General features: G+C 36.6%; 19 protein-coding genes and 1 riboswitch. Of the genes, 7 read left to right on the forward strand and 12 right to left on the reverse strand.

Annotated features, from left to right (window positions below):
- Positions 1 to 65 precede the first annotated feature (65 nt).
- From KGI01_RS11445 to KGI01_RS11465, 5 genes are read right to left on the reverse strand one after another with little or no spacing between them, the layout of a single operon-like run.
- A complete protein-coding gene (locus KGI01_RS11445; RefSeq protein WP_087680850.1) occupies positions 66 to 449 on the reverse strand; it encodes a DUF423 domain-containing protein in 384 nt (127 codons plus the stop codon).
- Positions 450 to 464: 15 nt separating this feature from the next.
- On the reverse strand, positions 465 to 719 hold the full coding sequence (locus tag KGI01_RS11450) for a DUF5327 family protein (RefSeq protein ID WP_141274787.1): 255 nt from the start codon (positions 717 to 719) through the stop codon (positions 465 to 467).
- Positions 716 to 892: a uracil-DNA glycosylase gene (locus KGI01_RS11455; RefSeq protein ID WP_141274788.1), complete on the reverse strand. Its 177-nt coding sequence runs from the start codon at positions 890 to 892 to the stop codon at positions 716 to 718. The genes KGI01_RS11450 and KGI01_RS11455 overlap by 4 nt, the downstream gene beginning before the upstream one ends.
- A 42-nt stretch (positions 893 to 934) precedes the next feature.
- Positions 935 to 1,642, reverse strand: a complete 708-nt coding sequence (locus tag KGI01_RS11460) for a uracil-DNA glycosylase (RefSeq protein ID WP_141274789.1) — start codon at positions 1,640 to 1,642, stop codon at positions 935 to 937.
- Positions 1,643 to 1,649: 7 nt separating this feature from the next.
- Entirely contained in the window at positions 1,650 to 2,261 is a 612-nt protein-coding gene (locus KGI01_RS11465) for a DUF4230 domain-containing protein (RefSeq protein WP_141274790.1), read from the reverse strand.
- A 118-nt stretch (positions 2,262 to 2,379) separates the two neighbouring features.
- Between KGI01_RS11465 and thiD the strand changes: the two genes are divergently transcribed.
- Positions 2,380 to 3,231 (forward strand): bifunctional hydroxymethylpyrimidine kinase/phosphomethylpyrimidine kinase, encoded by an 852-nt coding sequence (gene thiD / locus KGI01_RS11470; RefSeq protein ID WP_141274791.1) that lies wholly within the window; start codon positions 2,380 to 2,382, stop codon positions 3,229 to 3,231.
- A 136-nt stretch (positions 3,232 to 3,367) separates the two neighbouring features.
- Here the strand turns inward: thiD and KGI01_RS13905 are convergent, their stop codons facing one another.
- Positions 3,368 to 3,508: a hypothetical protein gene (locus KGI01_RS13905; RefSeq protein ID WP_170214786.1), complete on the reverse strand. Its 141-nt coding sequence runs from the start codon at positions 3,506 to 3,508 to the stop codon at positions 3,368 to 3,370.
- Between the two features lie 145 nt (positions 3,509 to 3,653).
- On the opposite strand from KGI01_RS13905, the gene KGI01_RS13910 reads away from it, so the two are divergent.
- The 4 genes from KGI01_RS13910 to KGI01_RS13980 all read left to right on the forward strand — a co-directional run bounded on the left by KGI01_RS13910 (position 3,654) and on the right by KGI01_RS13980 (position 5,164).
- A complete protein-coding gene (locus KGI01_RS13910; protein WP_170214787.1) occupies positions 3,654 to 3,803 on the forward strand; it encodes a hypothetical protein in 150 nt (49 codons plus the stop codon).
- An 80-nt stretch (positions 3,804 to 3,883) separates the two neighbouring features.
- Positions 3,884 to 4,237, forward strand: coding sequence for a YojF family protein (locus tag KGI01_RS11475; RefSeq protein ID WP_068456069.1), 354 nt, complete (start codon positions 3,884 to 3,886; stop codon positions 4,235 to 4,237).
- 13 nt (positions 4,238 to 4,250) lie between these two features.
- Positions 4,251 to 4,946 carry a bacillithiol biosynthesis deacetylase BshB2 gene (gene bshB2 / locus KGI01_RS11480; protein WP_141274792.1) on the forward strand — a complete coding sequence of 232 codons (696 nt, stop codon included), beginning with the start codon at positions 4,251 to 4,253 and terminating at the stop codon, positions 4,944 to 4,946.
- Between the two features lie 80 nt (positions 4,947 to 5,026).
- Positions 5,027 to 5,164: a hypothetical protein gene (locus tag KGI01_RS13980; RefSeq protein WP_218026250.1), complete on the forward strand. Its 138-nt coding sequence runs from the start codon at positions 5,027 to 5,029 to the stop codon at positions 5,162 to 5,164.
- A gap of 249 nt (positions 5,165 to 5,413) precedes the next feature.
- On the opposite strand, the gene KGI01_RS11485 is transcribed toward KGI01_RS13980, so the two are convergent.
- Positions 5,414 to 7,648 carry an ATP-dependent helicase gene (locus KGI01_RS11485; RefSeq protein ID WP_141274793.1) on the reverse strand — a complete coding sequence of 745 codons (2,235 nt, stop codon included), beginning with the start codon at positions 7,646 to 7,648 and terminating at the stop codon, positions 5,414 to 5,416.
- A gap of 178 nt (positions 7,649 to 7,826) precedes the next feature.
- On the opposite strand from KGI01_RS11485, the gene ilvA reads away from it, so the two are divergent.
- Entirely contained in the window at positions 7,827 to 9,089 is a 1,263-nt protein-coding gene (ilvA, locus tag KGI01_RS11490; RefSeq protein WP_141274794.1) for a threonine ammonia-lyase IlvA, read from the forward strand.
- Between the two features lie 126 nt (positions 9,090 to 9,215).
- On the opposite strand, the gene KGI01_RS11495 is transcribed toward ilvA, so the two are convergent.
- From KGI01_RS11495 to KGI01_RS11505, 3 genes are read right to left on the reverse strand one after another with little or no spacing between them, the layout of a single operon-like run.
- Positions 9,216 to 10,013 (reverse strand): ABC transporter ATP-binding protein, encoded by a 798-nt coding sequence (locus tag KGI01_RS11495; protein ID WP_141274795.1) that lies wholly within the window; start codon positions 10,011 to 10,013, stop codon positions 9,216 to 9,218.
- Complete coding sequence (locus KGI01_RS11500; protein WP_141274796.1) at positions 10,006 to 11,037, reverse strand: ABC transporter permease; 1,032 nt, start codon at positions 11,035 to 11,037, stop codon at positions 10,006 to 10,008. The genes KGI01_RS11495 and KGI01_RS11500 overlap by 8 nt, the downstream gene beginning before the upstream one ends.
- 16 nt (positions 11,038 to 11,053) lie before the next feature.
- Positions 11,054 to 12,043, reverse strand: coding sequence for an ABC transporter substrate-binding protein (locus KGI01_RS11505; RefSeq protein WP_141274797.1), 990 nt, complete (start codon positions 12,041 to 12,043; stop codon positions 11,054 to 11,056).
- A 246-nt stretch (positions 12,044 to 12,289) separates the two neighbouring features.
- A riboswitch (PreQ1 riboswitch) is annotated at positions 12,290 to 12,334 on the forward strand.
- A 6-nt stretch (positions 12,335 to 12,340) separates the two neighbouring features.
- On the opposite strand from KGI01_RS11505, the gene KGI01_RS11510 reads away from it, so the two are divergent.
- Entirely contained in the window at positions 12,341 to 12,829 is a 489-nt protein-coding gene (locus tag KGI01_RS11510; protein ID WP_373863139.1) for a QueT transporter family protein, read from the forward strand.
- A 49-nt stretch (positions 12,830 to 12,878) separates the two neighbouring features.
- Here KGI01_RS11510 and KGI01_RS11515 read toward each other — a convergent pair whose 3' ends face one another.
- On the reverse strand, positions 12,879 to 14,498 hold the full coding sequence (locus KGI01_RS11515) for a long-chain fatty acid--CoA ligase (protein WP_141274799.1): 1,620 nt from the start codon (positions 14,496 to 14,498) through the stop codon (positions 12,879 to 12,881).
- A 236-nt stretch (positions 14,499 to 14,734) separates the two neighbouring features.
- Complete coding sequence (locus KGI01_RS11520; protein WP_141274800.1) at positions 14,735 to 16,729, reverse strand: TcaA NTF2-like domain-containing protein; 1,995 nt, start codon at positions 16,727 to 16,729, stop codon at positions 14,735 to 14,737.
- Positions 16,730 to 16,855: the final 126 nt, after the last annotated feature.

A 16,855-nucleotide genomic window follows, 5' to 3' on the forward strand; every position in this document is an offset into this window, starting at 1 on the left:
GCGCACGAATTTGTCCCTTTCATCAAAAAATCTCGCCATGCAATAGATGGCGAGATTTCAAATATTTATTTTGCGAATTTTTTAGCGGCAAGAATGACAAAAATCCAGCCTGCTAGGAAGCTTACACCACCAATTGGTGTAATCGCACCAATGACTTTAATTCCTGATAGTGCGAGTACATATAAACTACCAGAGAATAGAATAATACCGATTGTTAGTAAGTTACCTGCCCATTTTAACTCTTTAACAGGACCTAAAATACTTGGAGCCATTAGAATACCAATGGCAATTAATCCTAGTGCATGCGACATTTGATATGTTACGGCTTTTTCCCATACACTTGTATAGTCTTTTGCTTCTAAGAAATCTTCAAGTGCATGTGCACCGAATGCACCAAGTGCGACTGATAAGAATGCCATAATAGCACCTGTAATAATAAATTTTTTCACAGTGTTTCTCTCCTTTTAAAAATCAAAAAGCGAATCCCCATTGGCATCGGGTTCGTGTAATTTATTCGCTTGTGTTGGAACAGGCGGTGTTGGTTGTGATGGCGCTGTAAAGGAAGTTGGTTGAACTGACGGTTCGTTCGTTTGCAATGCGACATCACATAAAGCACGCATTGCCGAAAAGGCTTCTCTTTTTTCTGATGTTGAAGCTGCCTGTTGTGCTTGTGCGATTTGCTTTTGTAATTCTTTAATAATGGCATCATATGAAATCATCTGTTTGTTCCTCGCTGTTTCTCTTCAAATTTCAGACAGTCCATGCCTGATGATCTTTTAACGACTGCGATGGGTAGCTCACGTGTCTTAAATCCGTATGCACGACAACCACGTGGACTTGCTGGGTCCCATGTCACGATGAAATAGCGACAAGAAAAGCAGTTAGGTTTCATTCCGTATGACCACCTTTCTCTTTCACTTTATCATATTCATTTTCATGTGTGTTCATTTTCAAGCTCAAATTGTAGTTGTTCATCATTTTGACAATTAAATTGAATTGGATCATGCCCCCACGCAATTAATTGGTGGTTAATTTGTGAAAATGGCTTACTACCAAAAAATCCACGATAGGCACTCAATGGACTTGGATGCGCTCCTTCAATTACAATATGTTTTGTTGTATCAATGAATTTTTTCTTTTGTTGCGCTGGTTTGCCCCAAAGTACAAAAATCATCGGTTCTGCACGCTCATTTAATCGTTGAATGACTGCATCTGTAAACTGCTCCCACCCTTTATTTTTATGCGAATGTGCCTTATGAGCTTCTACTGTTAATACCGTATTTAATAATAAAATACCTTGTTCTGCCCAACAATTCAAATTACCTGTTGTTGGCTCTGAAACATCTAAATCGTCTGCTAATTCTTTATACATATTACGTAAACTTGGTGGAATTTTCACACCTGATTTAACTGAAAAACTTAATCCATGCGCCTGACCATCATCATGGTAAGGATCCTGTCCTAAAATGACAACTTTCACATCGTGAAAAGATGTCTTTTCAAAAGCTGTCCAAATCTCATCTTTTGGTGGGAAAACTTGTGTTTTTTCATAAGCTTGTTCTACAAACTGCATTAAATCAGCAAAATAAGGTTTCACCATTTCTGCTTGCATAATAGGTTGCCAATCATTTGGTAAGTTCATATATGCTCTACTCCTTAAATTCAATTGTTGTCTCATAATCAAGTGCTGAGAAAAGATTACGGATGGTTTGCTCTGCATTTGTTTTTGCATGTTTCAGTAATCCAGCTGTTTCTGCTTCTTTGATCATTAATTTTTGTGCATCATTCGCTAGACTATAACCATCTTTCACCGTTGCTTCATCTCGAAATAGACCATTCGTTGAGAAAACCTGTACTTTTTCTAAATCTAACGTTGCTTTCCCCTGAATCTGTGGTTCTGGCGCCGTAACTTGAATTGTCTTTTTCTCCTCATCTACTTGTACGTCTTCTTTTGTTATTTTACTCAAATCAACACCTGCACGTACAGTTCCTGGCATGACTACTAATAATTTTTGCTTTGTTCCGGGGATATCTAAACCAATTTCTTCACCGAATAAGGCATTATTTTCACGTTCCACAATAACTTTTAAATAAGCTTCTGCTGTTGCTAACTCATTCAATTCTGTAATTTTTTCAACAACTGCGTCTTCAGTCTGCTTATTCGTATGATTCGATACATATTTTGTGATGAGAACGGTTGCGATAATGACAATAACGAGTAATAGTATAGCGAAAAGTGACCATTTTAGCTTTTTTTTCATGTATTTTCCTCCTTTTTACAAAACTGACCTTATAAAAAACTTCATTTTTGACTATTTTATTCGAGCCAGTCCCATTTTACAATGAAACTATGACATTTATACAAAGGGAGAGATTTTCATGTCTTTACGCAAAACATTAACAATTGCTGGTTCGGACGCTTCAGGTGGCGCAGGTTTAGAAGCAGATTTAAAAGCTTTTGAAGCACATGGCACATATGGTTTAGCGGCTGTAACAGTCATCGCTACAATGGATCCAGACAATAATTGGTCACATGGGGTGTACACGCTACCAACAGATGTGTTACAAGCACAATTAAAAACAACTTTTTCAACGGGTGTGGATGCATTAAAAACAGGTATGTTATCAACTGAAGAAGTGATTCAAGTTTCAGGTGAAGCGATTAAAGCTTCAGGTGTTGAAAATGTAGTCATCGACCCAGTTATGGTGTGTAAAGGTGAAGATGAAGTACTGAATCCTGGGAACGTAGATGCAATGATTCAATATTTATTACCGTTAGCAAAAGTAACGACGCCAAACTTATTTGAAGCCGGTCAATTAGCAGGTGTGAAAACGCCAAAATCAATTGAAGAAATGCAAATTGCTGCTGAAAAAATTCATGCGCTTGGTGCAAAGAACGTTGTGATTAAAGGTGGTCGCGGTATTGACCATGAACAAGCATTCGACTTATTCTATGATGGTTCAACGCACTACCTACTTGAAACAGCGAAAGTAGATACCAACTATAATCACGGTGCGGGTTGTACATTTGCTGCTTCTGTTACAGCGAACCTTGCAAAAGGACTTGCTGTAAAAGAAGCTGTTCTTGAAGCGAAAGAATTCGTTGCAGCAGGTATTCAACATGGTTGGAAATTAAACCAATTCGTAGGGCCTGTACTTCACGCAGCGAAAAATATTTACGGTGCGCCAACAGTTACAATGAAAGAGTTAACACCTGTTTCATCAAATTAATAGATTTTAAACAAAGAGGAATTGCTCTAACATGCCATTCCTCTTTTTGCTTGAGCTTTTTAACTTGATGTCCTATCAATAAAATAATCCCACGCCTTCTTATTCTCTGCTAAATAAAGCGATGCACCATTACCTTCTAAATAAACACCCAACCTTTTTTACCTACTTTAAAAACGGGAATTGTTAAATAATCCATAATATACACATCACTTTTGTAATCTCTTGGAAATGTGCGATAAAGTAGTGTCGGATCAATCACACCTTGATAACGCCACATAATGACCGTAGTTTTTCCTTTTTTATTTTTGGTTGGTGAATAATACGAAATTTCATATTTCTTTTTAATTTTTTCTCTATAACTAAAAGGTTTCCATGCTTTTTTATATTTCTCTTTTTACGCGTTACAAAACGTCGGGAAAGTGATGCCACTCTACTATACTGCTGATGCACTGAATAGCATTATGTATAAAGGACTTGGTTTTAAAGCGATTTATATTGATTTACTCGTTTTACTACTCTTTGCATTCATTTTCTATATTTTAAATTTCATCAGCTTACGTCGTTCAATTTAAGTAAGCAAACGAATCGCATTTCTCGAAAAACAGCATTATAATGAATAGTAGATGTTTTTTTGAGAGGAAGCGAAAAAATAATGGAAACAGTAAACTTAGAACGCCTGCAGCAATTGATTGATTCATTTGCGCATAAAGACGTTTACATCCACCTAGAAACGACAAATGGCGCTTATGCAAACCATTTTGATGAAAAAGTATTCAATGCAGGTGCATTCATTCGTAATGTACTCGTTCAATATGAACTTGGAAAAATCACACCTGATGTACCACATCGCGTTGGTTTAAAGTTAGCAAACGGCGGTTGGATTTATGCACAAGGGATTACGCATTTTGAATTAGATGACAAAGGTCGCTTATTAATGGCTGGTCATGACTATGATGGAAAATTAGCGGTTGCACTTGAAATTAGTGAAACACCGTTTACTTATTAAGGAGGAAGAATACATGTTAGCACAAGAAGAACGTCATATTTTAGTTGTATTCCCACATCCTGATGATGAAGCATTCGGTGTTTCAGGTACATTAGCTCAATATGCTAATGCAGGTGTACCGATTACGTATGCTTGCTTAACATTAGGTGAGATGGGACGTAATTTAGGGAACCCACCTTTTGCAACACGTGAGAGTCTACCAGAGATTCGTCGTGAAGAATTGAAAAAAGCGGCGGAAGCGATTGGCATTCAAGATTTACGTATGATGGGATTACGTGATAAAACTGTTGAATTTGAAGATGATGAAAAAATGGTACAAATGATGACTTCTTTAATTAACGAAGTCAATCCATCGCTTATCATTACGTTCTATCCGAACTATGCGGTACACCCTGACCACGAAGCTACTGCTCGTGCAGTTGTACGTGCAGTACGTCGTATGGATGAAAAACAACGTCCACGTTTATATGGTGTAGCATTTGCGAATAATACATTAGATGAATTAGGTGAGCCTGATATCGTCAACAATATTCGCGATGTAAAAGAACAAAAAATGAACGCGATGAAAGCACATAATTCGCAAACAGGCTGGATGCTACAAGAAGAAGCCAAACGCCAAGAAGAAGGCGATACAGAGGAGAGCAATTGGTTCACAGATGAATCATTCTACAATTATCGCTGGCATGAGGATTTTGAAGAAACATTTTAATTGATTTAAAGGAACTTTGACATTTTTTGTTGAAGTTCTTTTTTATATGTGTACTTTGGGTATATAAGTACAGATGATGAGTGGATGAAAAGGAGACGCCTATACAACAAGAAATCCCTGAAAAAACAAAGCGTCTGATTGCGTTCATGATGATTGTCGGCTGTTTTTTCTCTACACTCAATCAGACATTATTAAATGTCGCATTGCCTCACTTTTAGATATTGGTCGTATGTTACTCTCAACAACTGGTTTTGCCTTATTACTCTTTGGATTTCGTAGCGCTGGAAGTAAAGGTTGGAGCGACCCTATTGTCTGGTCAACCACATTAATTGAACTCACCATCGTTCGCATCCAAATTCGTTCCAAATCGAAAAAAAGAACAAGAATTAGAAAAACATTTACGACGCGATGAACTGAAAAATAAAAAAGCCGAAATTGCGCCATATAGCGTCATTTCGGCTTTTTATTTATGTTTGTGATACGCCTTCTGCGAAACGTAGCATGCCATTCGTCAAACAATAGTCCACCATGAACTTTTTAGAACCATAATGATCGAACACAATCTCGATTTCATCATCCGTCACTTTTTTTATATAGCCTACATCGTACACTTGATGCAAAACTTTTAAGCCACGTTGTAAATCTTGTTTTTGTTGAATCGCATCTTTTGGTAGTTCACGCACCACTTTCTTTTGAAACTTTTTATTCGTGATGATTTCTTTTGGACGTTTATGCTCACTTTTCTCCACAACATCACTCAATTGTAATTCGCCTACTTCTTCACCAAGAAGAATTTTTTTAATATCTTCTAAGAAGGCTGAAGGACGTGTTGTTTCTTCGTCTTTCTCATTATACGTAAGGAGTTCCAAACGTTTTCTAGCGCGCGTCATACCTACATAGAATAATCGAACAGCTTCTTCCATCTTCTCAATATCGCCCGCTTTATAGGATTTCACATCATCTTTTGATGGAATGACACCATCTACTAAGTCGAGCATGTAGACGGTATCAAATTCGAGTCCTTTTGAGCTATGCATTGTCGATAGCGTAGCGACATTTTCATTTTTATTAAATCGAGATGTTTTCATAATTTCTTCTAACTCTTTTAATCGTTTTGCGAATGCTTCAAGTGTTGGCAGTCCTTCGGCAATATGTTCTAGCTGACTAACGATACTCAATAGATTTTCTTCGTTAAAACCTAAATGCTCTGCACGATTTTTCAGTGTTTTATCATAGCCCAAATCACGTCTAATGAGCTGAATCGCTTCATCTGGTGGCAATGTATTCATCTTCTGAATATTCTTTTTTGCCTTTCTTAAAGCTTGTTCCTGATACGGCGCATGGGTATTTTTTTGTAAGCGGTCAAAACAAGAACTATCTTCGCCATCTCTTAGTAATACTTGCATCTGTGCTTTTTTAATATATGCATTCATTTTCGTATAAATCTTCTCTAAAATATCTGCACGACGGTCATTATACGAAAGGCGCATAAAGTTCAAAATATCTTCTACAATCCAATGCTTAAAGAATTTCACGTCGACATCTTTCATATAAAATGGAATGTCCTTTTTCTCAAGTAAATCAATGAGACGAATGGCGGAAGCATTATTTCGATAGAGAACGACTACTTCTTTTGGATTCGGTGACTTTTGAATTTCCTGTACAACATAGTTGAGTTGTAAATCATAGCGTCGCATATTATGAATTGTAATCGGTTCACCTTTTGGATTCTCCGTAAACATCTTTTTATCATAGCGATTACGATTTCGTTTTATAAATGTATTCGCTGTATCTACAATTTCAGGTGTCGAACGATAATTTTGAGCCATCGTTAAAACTTTTGCATACGGATATGTCTGTTGGAAAGATAAGAGCTTCGTTACATCTGCACCACGCCACATGAAAATGGATTGATCATCATCTGCGACAACACATAAATTATTTTGTGGAGCGGCTAGAATCGTTACAATCTCATGTTGGACGACGGAATTATCTTGTGACTCATCTGTTAGAACATATTCATATAAATGTTGATATTTCGTGCGAATTTCTTCATCTCGCTGCAAGATATCGAGGCAATACGTTAGCATATCATCAAAATCAAGTAAGACATGCTTAGCATTTTGCTTTTTAAAATCTTCATATGCTCGAAAGATTTTCGTGGCGCTACCGATGGAGCAGTTTACTTTTTTAAGTGCCTCATCTGTCGCCACCATACGATTTTTCACAAAGCTAATATATGTCACTAATTCATCCATCTCATCTTCAGTCGGTGCTTGTTTGACCTGTTCTGAAAATAGATTCCGCAAGATGACTTTCTTATGCAAGTTTTCACTCACATTTCCTTCAATTAATGTATAGTCTATTTGATTTTTATAAAAATATTCGCGCACAACTTTATAGGCGAAACTATGAATCGTTGAAAAAGCTACGCGCTCATTCGTCAAACGTCCGAAAAATTGCTCAAAGCGTTCTTCCATATCACGTGCTGACGCTTTACTAAACGTAATCGCTAAAATACGCTTGGCTGGCACTTTTTTAACGAGCATTAAATAACCAATTTTCATATTCAAAGTAGTCGTTTTACCGGATCCAGGTGATGCTAATAATAATAGTGGCCCTTCATGAAAACGCACTGCTTGTTTTTGTACACTATTGAGACTGACGCCTGTCAGCTGCTTCATACGTTCGAAAAAGTTCATTCGTCATTCTCCTTTTTTATTCACTTCTTCTATTGTAACATTTCTTGTTTTTTCTTTGTTTAAAATAAAAACGCTTACATTTTCAAAATAAGCTAAACCTTTTGAATTGACTGATTATTTTAGACTTTCTTATGTTACAATGAAACAATATATTTTAGACATTAGGAGGAAAAACAATATGACTGTATCAGAAGCAAAAACCGTCACAGTGGAAAATGTGTTGATCGCTCATCAATTTTTAAAGGATGTCGTCGTACACACACCACTACAAAAAAATGATTATCTATCCGAAAAATATGGAGCTACCGTCTATTTAAAACGAGAAGATTTACAACATGTACGCTCGTTCAAATTACGCGGTGCATACTATAAGATTAAATCCATCGAAGAAGAAGCACGCGAATTCGGTGTGGTCTGTGCGAGTGCAGGAAATCATGCACAAGGCGTTGCTTACGCCTGCGCGCAACTAGGCATCTTCGGGCATATTTTCATGCCGACAACGACTCCAAAACAGAAAATTAACCAGGTGAAAATGTTTGGCCGCGAATTTGTCGAGGTTATTTTATCTGGCGATACATTTGACGACTCTGCGAAAAGTGCACAAGCTTTTTCAGAAACAGAGAATCATATCTTCATTCACCCATTCGATGATGTTGACATTATCGCTGGACAAGGCACCGTTGCCGTTGAGATTATGAATGATATTGAACGTCCAATTGATTATATTTTCGGGAGTATTGGTGGCGGAGGCTTAATGGCTGGGGTGTCTACTTATATTAAGAATCTCTCACCAACTACAAAAGTCATCGGTGTAGAACCTGCTGGAGCTGCGAGCATGAAGGCTGCTTTTAAAGAGGCGAACCCTGTTCACTTGCCGAAAATTGATAAGTTTGTAGACGGTGCGGCTGTTCAGTGCGTTGGTCGGTTCACGTATCAAATCTGCCAACAATTGATGGATGATATCGTAGCAGTGCCTGAAGGAAAAGTATGTACACATATTTTAGAGCTATACAATAAATTAGCAGTTGTCGCTGAACCTGCTGGCGCATTATCGGTTGCTGCGCTTGATTTCTATAAAGATGAGATCAAAGGAAAATCAGTCGTATGCATTATTAGTGGCGGAAATAATGATATTAGTCGTATGCAAGAAATTAAAGAAAAGTCGTTAATTCATGAAGGGTTACTCTACTACTTCATTGTCAGCTTCCCTCAACGAGCAGGGGCATTACGTCAATTCCTAACAGAAGTATTAGGACCTGAAGATGACATTACGACCTTTGAATATACGAAGAAGAACAATAAAGAGAGTGGACCTGCACTTGTCGGCATCGAATTAAAACGTCCGAATGATTACGCATCACTCATTGAACGCTTCCAATCAAACGGTTTTGAATATATGGAAGTCAATAACGATAGCACATTATTTTCATTATTGGTTTAACGCTAGACAAAAGTACAAGCTGGAATATAAGTATTAAAAAACTGGAATCGCGCTATATCGCGGTTCCAGTTTTTCGTTGCGAACTCTAAAAATGAAATATTTTGTCCAATCTCTTTATATATAGATTTAAGTCGCCAACAGTACGCGGTCTGATACCATCTTTTCACCGCGAATTTTTTGGAAGTGTTCCATTAAATCTGGAATCGTTAAATTCACTTTATCTTCTGGACTCACTTCTAAAATAATTTGTCCTTTATCCATCATAATAAGTCGATTACCTAAATCAATTGCTTGCTGCATATCATGTGTAATCATCAATGTCGTTAAGTTATCTTTATGAACTAGTTCTTTTGTTAAGTTCGTAATAAGTGCCGCACGTGATGGATCAAGTGCCGCTGTATGTTCATCTAACAAGAGAATATCTGGTTTTGTAAAGGTCGCCATTAATAATGATAGTGCCTGTCGCTCCCCACCTGATAATAAACCTACTTTTGCAGATAAACGATTTTCTAAATTAAGTCCTAATGAAGCGAGTGCTTCTTTAAACAGTTGTTTTCTTTTGCGATTTACGCCAATGCGTAAACCACGCGATCTATTACGTGAATAGGCAATCGCCAAGTTTTCTTCAATCGTCATATTCGGTGCAGTCCCCGCCATTGGATCTTGGAAGACACGTCCAATATAACGTGAGCGTTTATATTCTGGTAAACGCGTCACATCTTGATGATTAATATGAATCGAACCTAAATCGGGTGTTAATGCACCTGAAATCATGTTCATCATTGTCGACTTACCTGCCCCATTACTCCCAATAATCGTTACGAAATCACCTGGTTCTAAACTTAATTGAATATCTTGCAGCGCTACCTTTTCATCGGGTGTACCTTCATTAAAAATCTTATTAATGTGCTCTAATTTAAGCAATGGTCTCACCTTCCTTTTTCGCCTGTGCTAACATCGCCAACTTCTCGGCTTTTCGTTTTGCTTTTCGTTTCTGTTCTTTACGCTTATCAATTACGCGAGGTAATACCAGTGCGATAATCACAATGACAGCCGTTAATAATTTTAAATCCCCTGTATCGAAGATTTTGATTTGCATGGCAAGCGCAATCACAATACGGTAAATAACTGCACCACATACAACAGCTAATGTTGTACGCATAACACTCTTTGTACCGAAAATCGCTTCACCGATAATAACAGAAGCGAGACCACTCACAATCATCCCAACACCTGCTTGTACGTCTGCAAAACGATTATACTGTGCAATTAATGCACCTGATAGCGCAACTAAAGCATTTGATAGCCCTAAACCTAAAATAATCAATGTATCTGTATTCGCTGAAAAACTACGAATCATCTTCTTATTATCACCTGTAGCACGTAATGCGAGACCACTTTCAGTTTTCAAGAACCAGTCTGCCGCAAATTTAATCGCAAAGGTCACAATCACCATGAAGAATACTGTCCCCCATGTATTCGGTGTTTGTTCAAATCCAATTCCACGTAACATATTGTTAATGACATCATCAATACCTAAGCTCTTCCAAAATGCACTAATCTCTGTAAAAAGTGTTGTCGCATTTGATAACGGAATATTTGGTCGCCCAATTCCATTTTCAAGTGTCGAACCCATAATACGCAAGTTAATGGAATACAATGCAATCATCATTAAAATCCCTGCTAATAGTGCATTGATTTTTGCTTTTGTATGCAAAATCCCTGTAATACTTCCTGCAATAAAACCTGCTAAAATTGCGCACAGTGTTGCGATGATTGGATCATATCCAAGTGTAATCATCGTCGCTGCTGTCGCGCCCCCTGTTACAAAGCTACCGTCTACTGTTAAGTCGGGAAAATCTAAAACTCGGAATGTAAGATACACTCCGAGCGCCATAATTGCATAGATGATTCCCTGCTCTACAGAGCCAAATACCGCTACAAACATGTAGAATCATCTCCTCTTATTTTACTTCTTCTGCGTTCCACTCTTTGTTGATTGTAATGCCTAATTTATCAGCAGTTTCTTTATTTACTTCGAATTTTAAGTTAGCTGGGTATGCTGCTGGAATATCAGCTGGCTTCTTACCCTCTTTTAAGATTTGAACAGCCATTTGTCCTGCCTCATAACCGATATCATAATAACTGAAACCGTATGCGCCAAAACCGCCACGCTTCACTGAATCAAGTTCACCAACCATTACTGGAATCTTTTTATCTGTTGCTACATCTAATACAGAATCAAGTGCTGAAACCACTGTGTTATCTGTAATGATGTAATAAGCATCTACTTTACTTACTAATGATTCTGTTGCTTGTTTTACGTCTGCTGATGTATTCGCAGAAGCTTCTACTACTTCTACACCATATTTTTTTGCTTCTTTTTTCACGATATCAACTTGTGCGCGTGAGTTTTGCTCACCTGCGTTATACACCATCCCTATTTTTTTTGCTTTTAATTCATTCGCAATGAACTTCACTGTGTTCGGAATCGCTTCAGGATGTGTATCTACTGTTCCTGTTACGTTCGCGCCTGGTTTTTCCATTGATTGAATTAATTCTGCACCTACTGCATCTGTTACAGATGTAAATAACACAGGAATATCAGCTGTTGCTGTTTGAACTGCTTGTGCTGAAGGTGTCGCATTTGCGAAAATCAAGTCGTTTCCTGCACCAACTAAATTATTCGCAGCTGTTGTATTGTTCGCTGGATCACCTTGTGCATTTTGTTCGTCATATTCTACTTTTAACCCTGATTCTTTCAGTGCCGCTTTGAAACCCTTTGTTGCTTCATTCAAAGATGGGTGTTCTACATATTGTAAAATACCAACTTTATACGTTTTCTCATCTGCATTTGCCTTTTCGTCTTGCGTTTCGTCCTTTTTACCGCAAGCAGCTAAGACTAGCATGGTGGCTGCTGTTACAAGTAACAACAACATACTCTTTTTCTTCATCTATAAGCCCTCCCAATATATGTAGCTTTCTACCTTAATTATTGTAATATTACAGTCGTAAAATTGAATAGTCAATAAAATTATGAATGTTCCGATAATTTTATGCACTAAATCGTTGAGGTTTAATGCGTTAAAGCGTTGGTGCATCAATGTTTTGAAGAATTTATCAAAAATTAATTTTTCTGAATTATTTGCCTATGAAATAATTCTTTACATTGTTTTTTGATGTGTTTATGATGAAGTATGTTCGACGTGGTTCGTAACCATCCCACGAAAAAAAACTAAGGAGAAATGAATATGAAAACGAAATTTTTTGCGACAAGTGGTATTATCGCAGCTGTATACATTGCGGTATCACTCCTTCTTGCTCCCCTCTCATTTGGAGCGATTCAATTGCGCTTTAGTGAGATTTTAAACCAATTAATTGTGTTTAATAAAAAATATTTTTACGCCATCGTGATTGGTGTGTTTATTACTAACCTCTTTTCACCGAATGGACCGATTGATTTATTATTCGGCGTAGGGCAGACTGCTTTATCATTAGGTATTACAATCCTATCCGCAAAATTCATCAAATCAATTGTGGCACGTATGATTTTTAATACGGTTGTCTTCTCATTCATGATGTGGCTCATCGCATGGGAATTAAATATCATTTTCGATTTACCATTCGGGTATACTTGGTTAACAGTCGCAATTGGTGAAGCCATCGTTATGCTGATCGCCATTCCAATCATGTTACTTATAAACAAACGCGTTCATTTTAGAAAGTTAATGGATGCGTAAATGAAAAAATACCACGCTGTCTTATAGACACTGTGGTATTTTTTCATTCTTAAATATATTCGTTAATTTCGTCACGTAATTTTGCTTTTAGGAATTTACCTACCGACGTTTTTGGGATTTCATCTAAGAATAAAACATCATCTGGAAGCCACCATTTCGCAAAATCTTGTTCTAAATAAGCCAACAACTGGGCTTTTAAAACTGCTTCATCTGCTGGTTTTTCATGCGTTACAACACAAGCAAGTGGTCGTTCTTGCCATTTCGGATGAGGAACTGCAATCACTGCTGCTTCAAATACGGCATCATGTGTCATGAGCGCATTCTCTAAATCAACAGAAGAAATCCATTCCCCGCCACTCTTAATTAAATCTTTTGTACGATCCGTAATCTTAATATAGCCCTGTGGTGTACGAACTGCGATATCCCCTGTGTACAACCAGCCATTTCGAAAGGCATCTGCTGTACGCTCATCTTTGTAATATTCATCTGCCACCCATGGACCCCGTATCATAAGTTCCCCCATCGTTTTACCATCCCACGGTACTTCACCATTTTCATTAATAATACGCGTTTCAATTAGAGATACCGTCATTCCCTGTGTACTACGTGCTTCTAATTTATCATCGTAATCCCAGTCGTCCATTTCCGAACTATAATTCGAAACCGACACAATCGGACTCGTCTCGGTCATACCATAACCAACTAAGAAATTCACACCATACTTTTGTTCAAATGCCTTAATCAATCCTTTTGGCGATGATGAACCACCGCTTACAAGACGTGTTAGCGACGCAATATCTCTTGGCACTTCTGATTTTTCTAACTCTTGCATCATGCCAAGCCAAATAGTAGGAACACCTGCCGATAATGTAACGCGCTCTGATTCGATTAAATCAAGCAAAATCTTCGGTGTAAAATGTGGTCCCGGTAACACCTGTGTCGCACCAAAATTCACACATGCAAACGGTAAACCCCATGCATTTACGTGGAACATTGGAACAACAGGCATAACGATATCTCTCTCTTGTAAACCAAATGTTTCCACAAGACCAAGTGATAGCGCATGTAAGACAAGGCTACGATGCGTATACACAACACCTTTTGGGAATCCCGTTGTCGCACTCGTATAGCACATACCTGCTGGCATCTTTTCGTCTAAATCTTCTGGAAATTCAAAGTCTGTACGCGCTTCTTTTAATAAATCTTCATACACAAAAATATTTGGAATCGTAGACTGTGACACATCAACATCATCCCCCATGACGATAACAGCACGAACTGTTTTCAACTCTGTATAGATTTCTTCAATAATCGGTAATAAATCGTCATCCACCAATAGAATCTCGTCTTTTGCATGATTGATAATATAGATGAGATGCTCTGGCGCTAAACGAATATTCACCATATGAAGCACTGCACCTGAACAAGGAACTGCAAAATATGCTTCTAAATGACGATGATGATTCCAAGCGAATGAACCGATTTTCATTCCTCTCTGTAAACCAAAATCTTCGAGTACAGCAGCTAACTTTTTTGTACGAACTGCAAAATCAGCGTACGTTAATCGGTGTATCATTGTATCCGATGTGCGCGAAATAATCGGCTTGTGCTTAAAATACGTTTCTGCCCTTTTGAAAAAACTCGTCAATACTAAAGGTGTATCCATCATACGAATCATTCTCCCCTTCGTCGAATTCCATTTTTTGTATTACTACATGTCATTGTACAAAAAAGGAAAAGAAAAATCTAACAAAAAATAGCTTTTTAAGAGAAAATAATTGATTATTATAGAAAATATTATATTTTAACCTTTTAAAGAATTGAATTGTATTTTTATGAATGGCAATTCAGTTTTAACAACTTTAAAAACGAGGTATGGATTTTCGTCCACCCTCGTTTTTATTTTTATTCATTTAACCCTGTAATATACCAACCATTATCAAATCGTTCTACCGTATAAACATTTGTATATACAGCATCTTTCGAAGAACCATCTTCTTTATAAATTGTGTAATCTTCATCAACACTTACATGATACTTACTGTCATTTATTTTCTCATGATTCACAATTGTTGTATTATTTTCATTTACACCATTACCTTTATCGAAGCTATTTTCAATATATTGTTTTTGGCTTTTATAAAAACTAGAACTTGGTGAAATATAGCTTGATAAACTACTTGTATCACCAGAATTCATTGCATAACTAAATTCTGATAGATAACTTCTAACCGTTTGATCCATCTCATTTGTAATCTCTTCTTCTTCAATTGCTAATTCGTGTTCTTGCTCACGTTTTTCTTGCGCTGTTTGTTCTTGTTGATATTGTTTCATAGCTGCTTTAGCAGAAGCTTCTGCTACACGTTCAAATTTCTGTCCATCTTCTGATGATGAATAATGAATTGTCAATTTATCGTCTTCTAATGTAAAATCTGCAGCCAAATCTTCACCACTTGTCTTACCAACTGCTACAAAGTTCATAAATGAAGCACTATCTTTTTCGATTTTCAAACGAATTGGCTTTTCACTATACATCGTTGAAAAATCACCATTTTCTTTAATGACAACATAACTTGGTTCTTCACTATCTGTTGCTTTCCAATATCCTGCGATGTCTTTAAAAGAAAGTGTATTACGATAGATTTCTTTATTCAAATAACTAACTGTTGAATAATGATTAAGTTCATCTGAGACTAATTTCACATCGTCAATATTACCCAAGTTCATATAATATAATTTATTCTCATCCGTTGCATACGCAACTGTACCATTCATATTCGCCATACTCTGTACATCTGATTCAATTTTTTGATGGTCTACCATTAAATCATGATCTTTAGTTAAATAAGCAACTTCACCTGTTTTTGAAATATATGATTCTTCTACATTTGAGGCAATTTTTTGCTGTTTTTCATCTTTTAGCACATACAATGTTTCGTCTTCATCTTGCATATATACTTCACCATTGTGTACAGAGAAATTCGAAATATCTGTTGCTAACTTTTTCGATGTGTCACGATCCTTAGCTGTTGTGAATAAATCACCATCACCTGTTAAATAAATTGTCTCGTGGTCTACCACTTGATAATCAATTACATCATCTGCAATTTTTGATGTACGATTTTGATCCTTCATATCGCTTACTTTAAGACTATTATCTTCATTTTCATTTGAAACAAAATAAATATCATTTGCATCCTTTTCAACCATATACAGCCCGACACTGTCACCAGTTATTTTTACGCCCTCTTTATCTTCATTTTCTTTGTAAAATAACATGTTATCTTCATTTGTATAAAATATTTCTTCTCCATTAAATTTAAAAGCATTCACTTGTTCTGCTATAGTTTTTTCTTCACGTGTTTCTAAGTTATAAACAAGAAGGTCCTGATCTTTACTTACATAATAAATTTGTTTGTCTTTTAGTGTGTACTGCGACACACCGTTCCCAATTTTTTCAGTAACTACTTCTTTTTGACCTAAATCGATACTATATAGATTCTCGTCTTGATCACGGTAAAAAATAATATCACTATTATTTAGCTGTTCAAATGTCACAACATTTTTTGCTAATTTTTCTTTTGACGTTCCTGAAGCAACCTTATATAAGTCATAATCATCAGATAGGTATAAAACATAGTCTTTTTCTACGTTATAGTGGAAGTTCTGTTCTAATACGTCACTTGCAATTTTTTCATCTTCTTTTTGTCCTATTTTATGTATATATAAATCTCCGCTACCTAAACTATCCTCATTCATATGTTGTTGTTTATACATCATAAATGTTTGTTCCGCTGTTTCAGATACTTGTGTTTTTTGATTTGTACTTTCTTTACCACAACCAGCTAACAATAAAGCAAATGCGCCACTTGCAATGAAAAATTTCCATTTGTTTTTCATATTTCTCCTCCAAATTTTAGCCATTAAATTTTATTTTAAGCAATATATACTAACGAAACAACCTTATGAGCAATATTTATAAAGAAAAATAGTAATTTTTTATAAAATAAAAAGAGACTGCTTGAG

This window comes from Kurthia gibsonii (assembly GCF_006539985.1).
GTDB lineage: Bacteria > Bacillota > Bacilli > Bacillales_A > Planococcaceae > Kurthia > Kurthia gibsonii.

What these genes read in the sequence shown, in the direction of transcription:
- KGI01_RS11475 (WP_068456069.1), top strand. Translation starts at nt 3,884, where the DNA reads ATGGAAACAGTAAACTTAGAACGCCTGCAGCAATTGATTGATTCATTT.
- KGI01_RS11520 (WP_141274800.1), bottom strand. Translation starts at nt 16,729, where the DNA reads ATGAAAAACAAATGGAAATTTTTCATTGCAAGTGGCGCATTTGCTTTA.
- KGI01_RS11450 (WP_141274787.1), bottom strand. Translation starts at nt 719, where the DNA reads ATGATTTCATATGATGCCATTATTAAAGAATTACAAAAGCAAATCGCA.
- KGI01_RS11500 (WP_141274796.1), bottom strand. Translation starts at nt 11,037, where the DNA reads ATGTTTGTAGCGGTATTTGGCTCTGTAGAGCAGGGAATCATCTATGCA.
- KGI01_RS11510 (WP_373863139.1), top strand. Translation starts at nt 12,341, where the DNA reads ATGAAAACGAAATTTTTTGCGACAAGTGGTATTATCGCAGCTGTATAC.
- KGI01_RS11515 (WP_141274799.1), bottom strand. Translation starts at nt 14,498, where the DNA reads ATGATGGATACACCTTTAGTATTGACGAGTTTTTTCAAAAGGGCAGAA.
- bshB2 (WP_141274792.1), top strand. Translation starts at nt 4,251, where the DNA reads ATGTTAGCACAAGAAGAACGTCATATTTTAGTTGTATTCCCACATCCT.
- KGI01_RS11465 (WP_141274790.1), bottom strand. Translation starts at nt 2,261, where the DNA reads ATGAAAAAAAAGCTAAAATGGTCACTTTTCGCTATACTATTACTCGTT.
- KGI01_RS13910 (WP_170214787.1), top strand. Translation starts at nt 3,654, where the DNA reads ATGCCACTCTACTATACTGCTGATGCACTGAATAGCATTATGTATAAA.
- KGI01_RS13905 (WP_170214786.1), bottom strand. Translation starts at nt 3,508, where the DNA reads ATGTGGCGTTATCAAGGTGTGATTGATCCGACACTACTTTATCGCACA.
- KGI01_RS11455 (WP_141274788.1), bottom strand. Translation starts at nt 892, where the DNA reads ATGAAACCTAACTGCTTTTCTTGTCGCTATTTCATCGTGACATGGGAC.
- thiD (WP_141274791.1), top strand. Translation starts at nt 2,380, where the DNA reads ATGTCTTTACGCAAAACATTAACAATTGCTGGTTCGGACGCTTCAGGT.
- KGI01_RS11485 (WP_141274793.1), bottom strand. Translation starts at nt 7,648, where the DNA reads ATGAACTTTTTCGAACGTATGAAGCAGCTGACAGGCGTCAGTCTCAAT.
- ilvA (WP_141274794.1), top strand. Translation starts at nt 7,827, where the DNA reads ATGACTGTATCAGAAGCAAAAACCGTCACAGTGGAAAATGTGTTGATC.
- KGI01_RS11505 (WP_141274797.1), bottom strand. Translation starts at nt 12,043, where the DNA reads ATGAAGAAAAAGAGTATGTTGTTGTTACTTGTAACAGCAGCCACCATG.
- KGI01_RS11460 (WP_141274789.1), bottom strand. Translation starts at nt 1,642, where the DNA reads ATGAACTTACCAAATGATTGGCAACCTATTATGCAAGCAGAAATGGTG.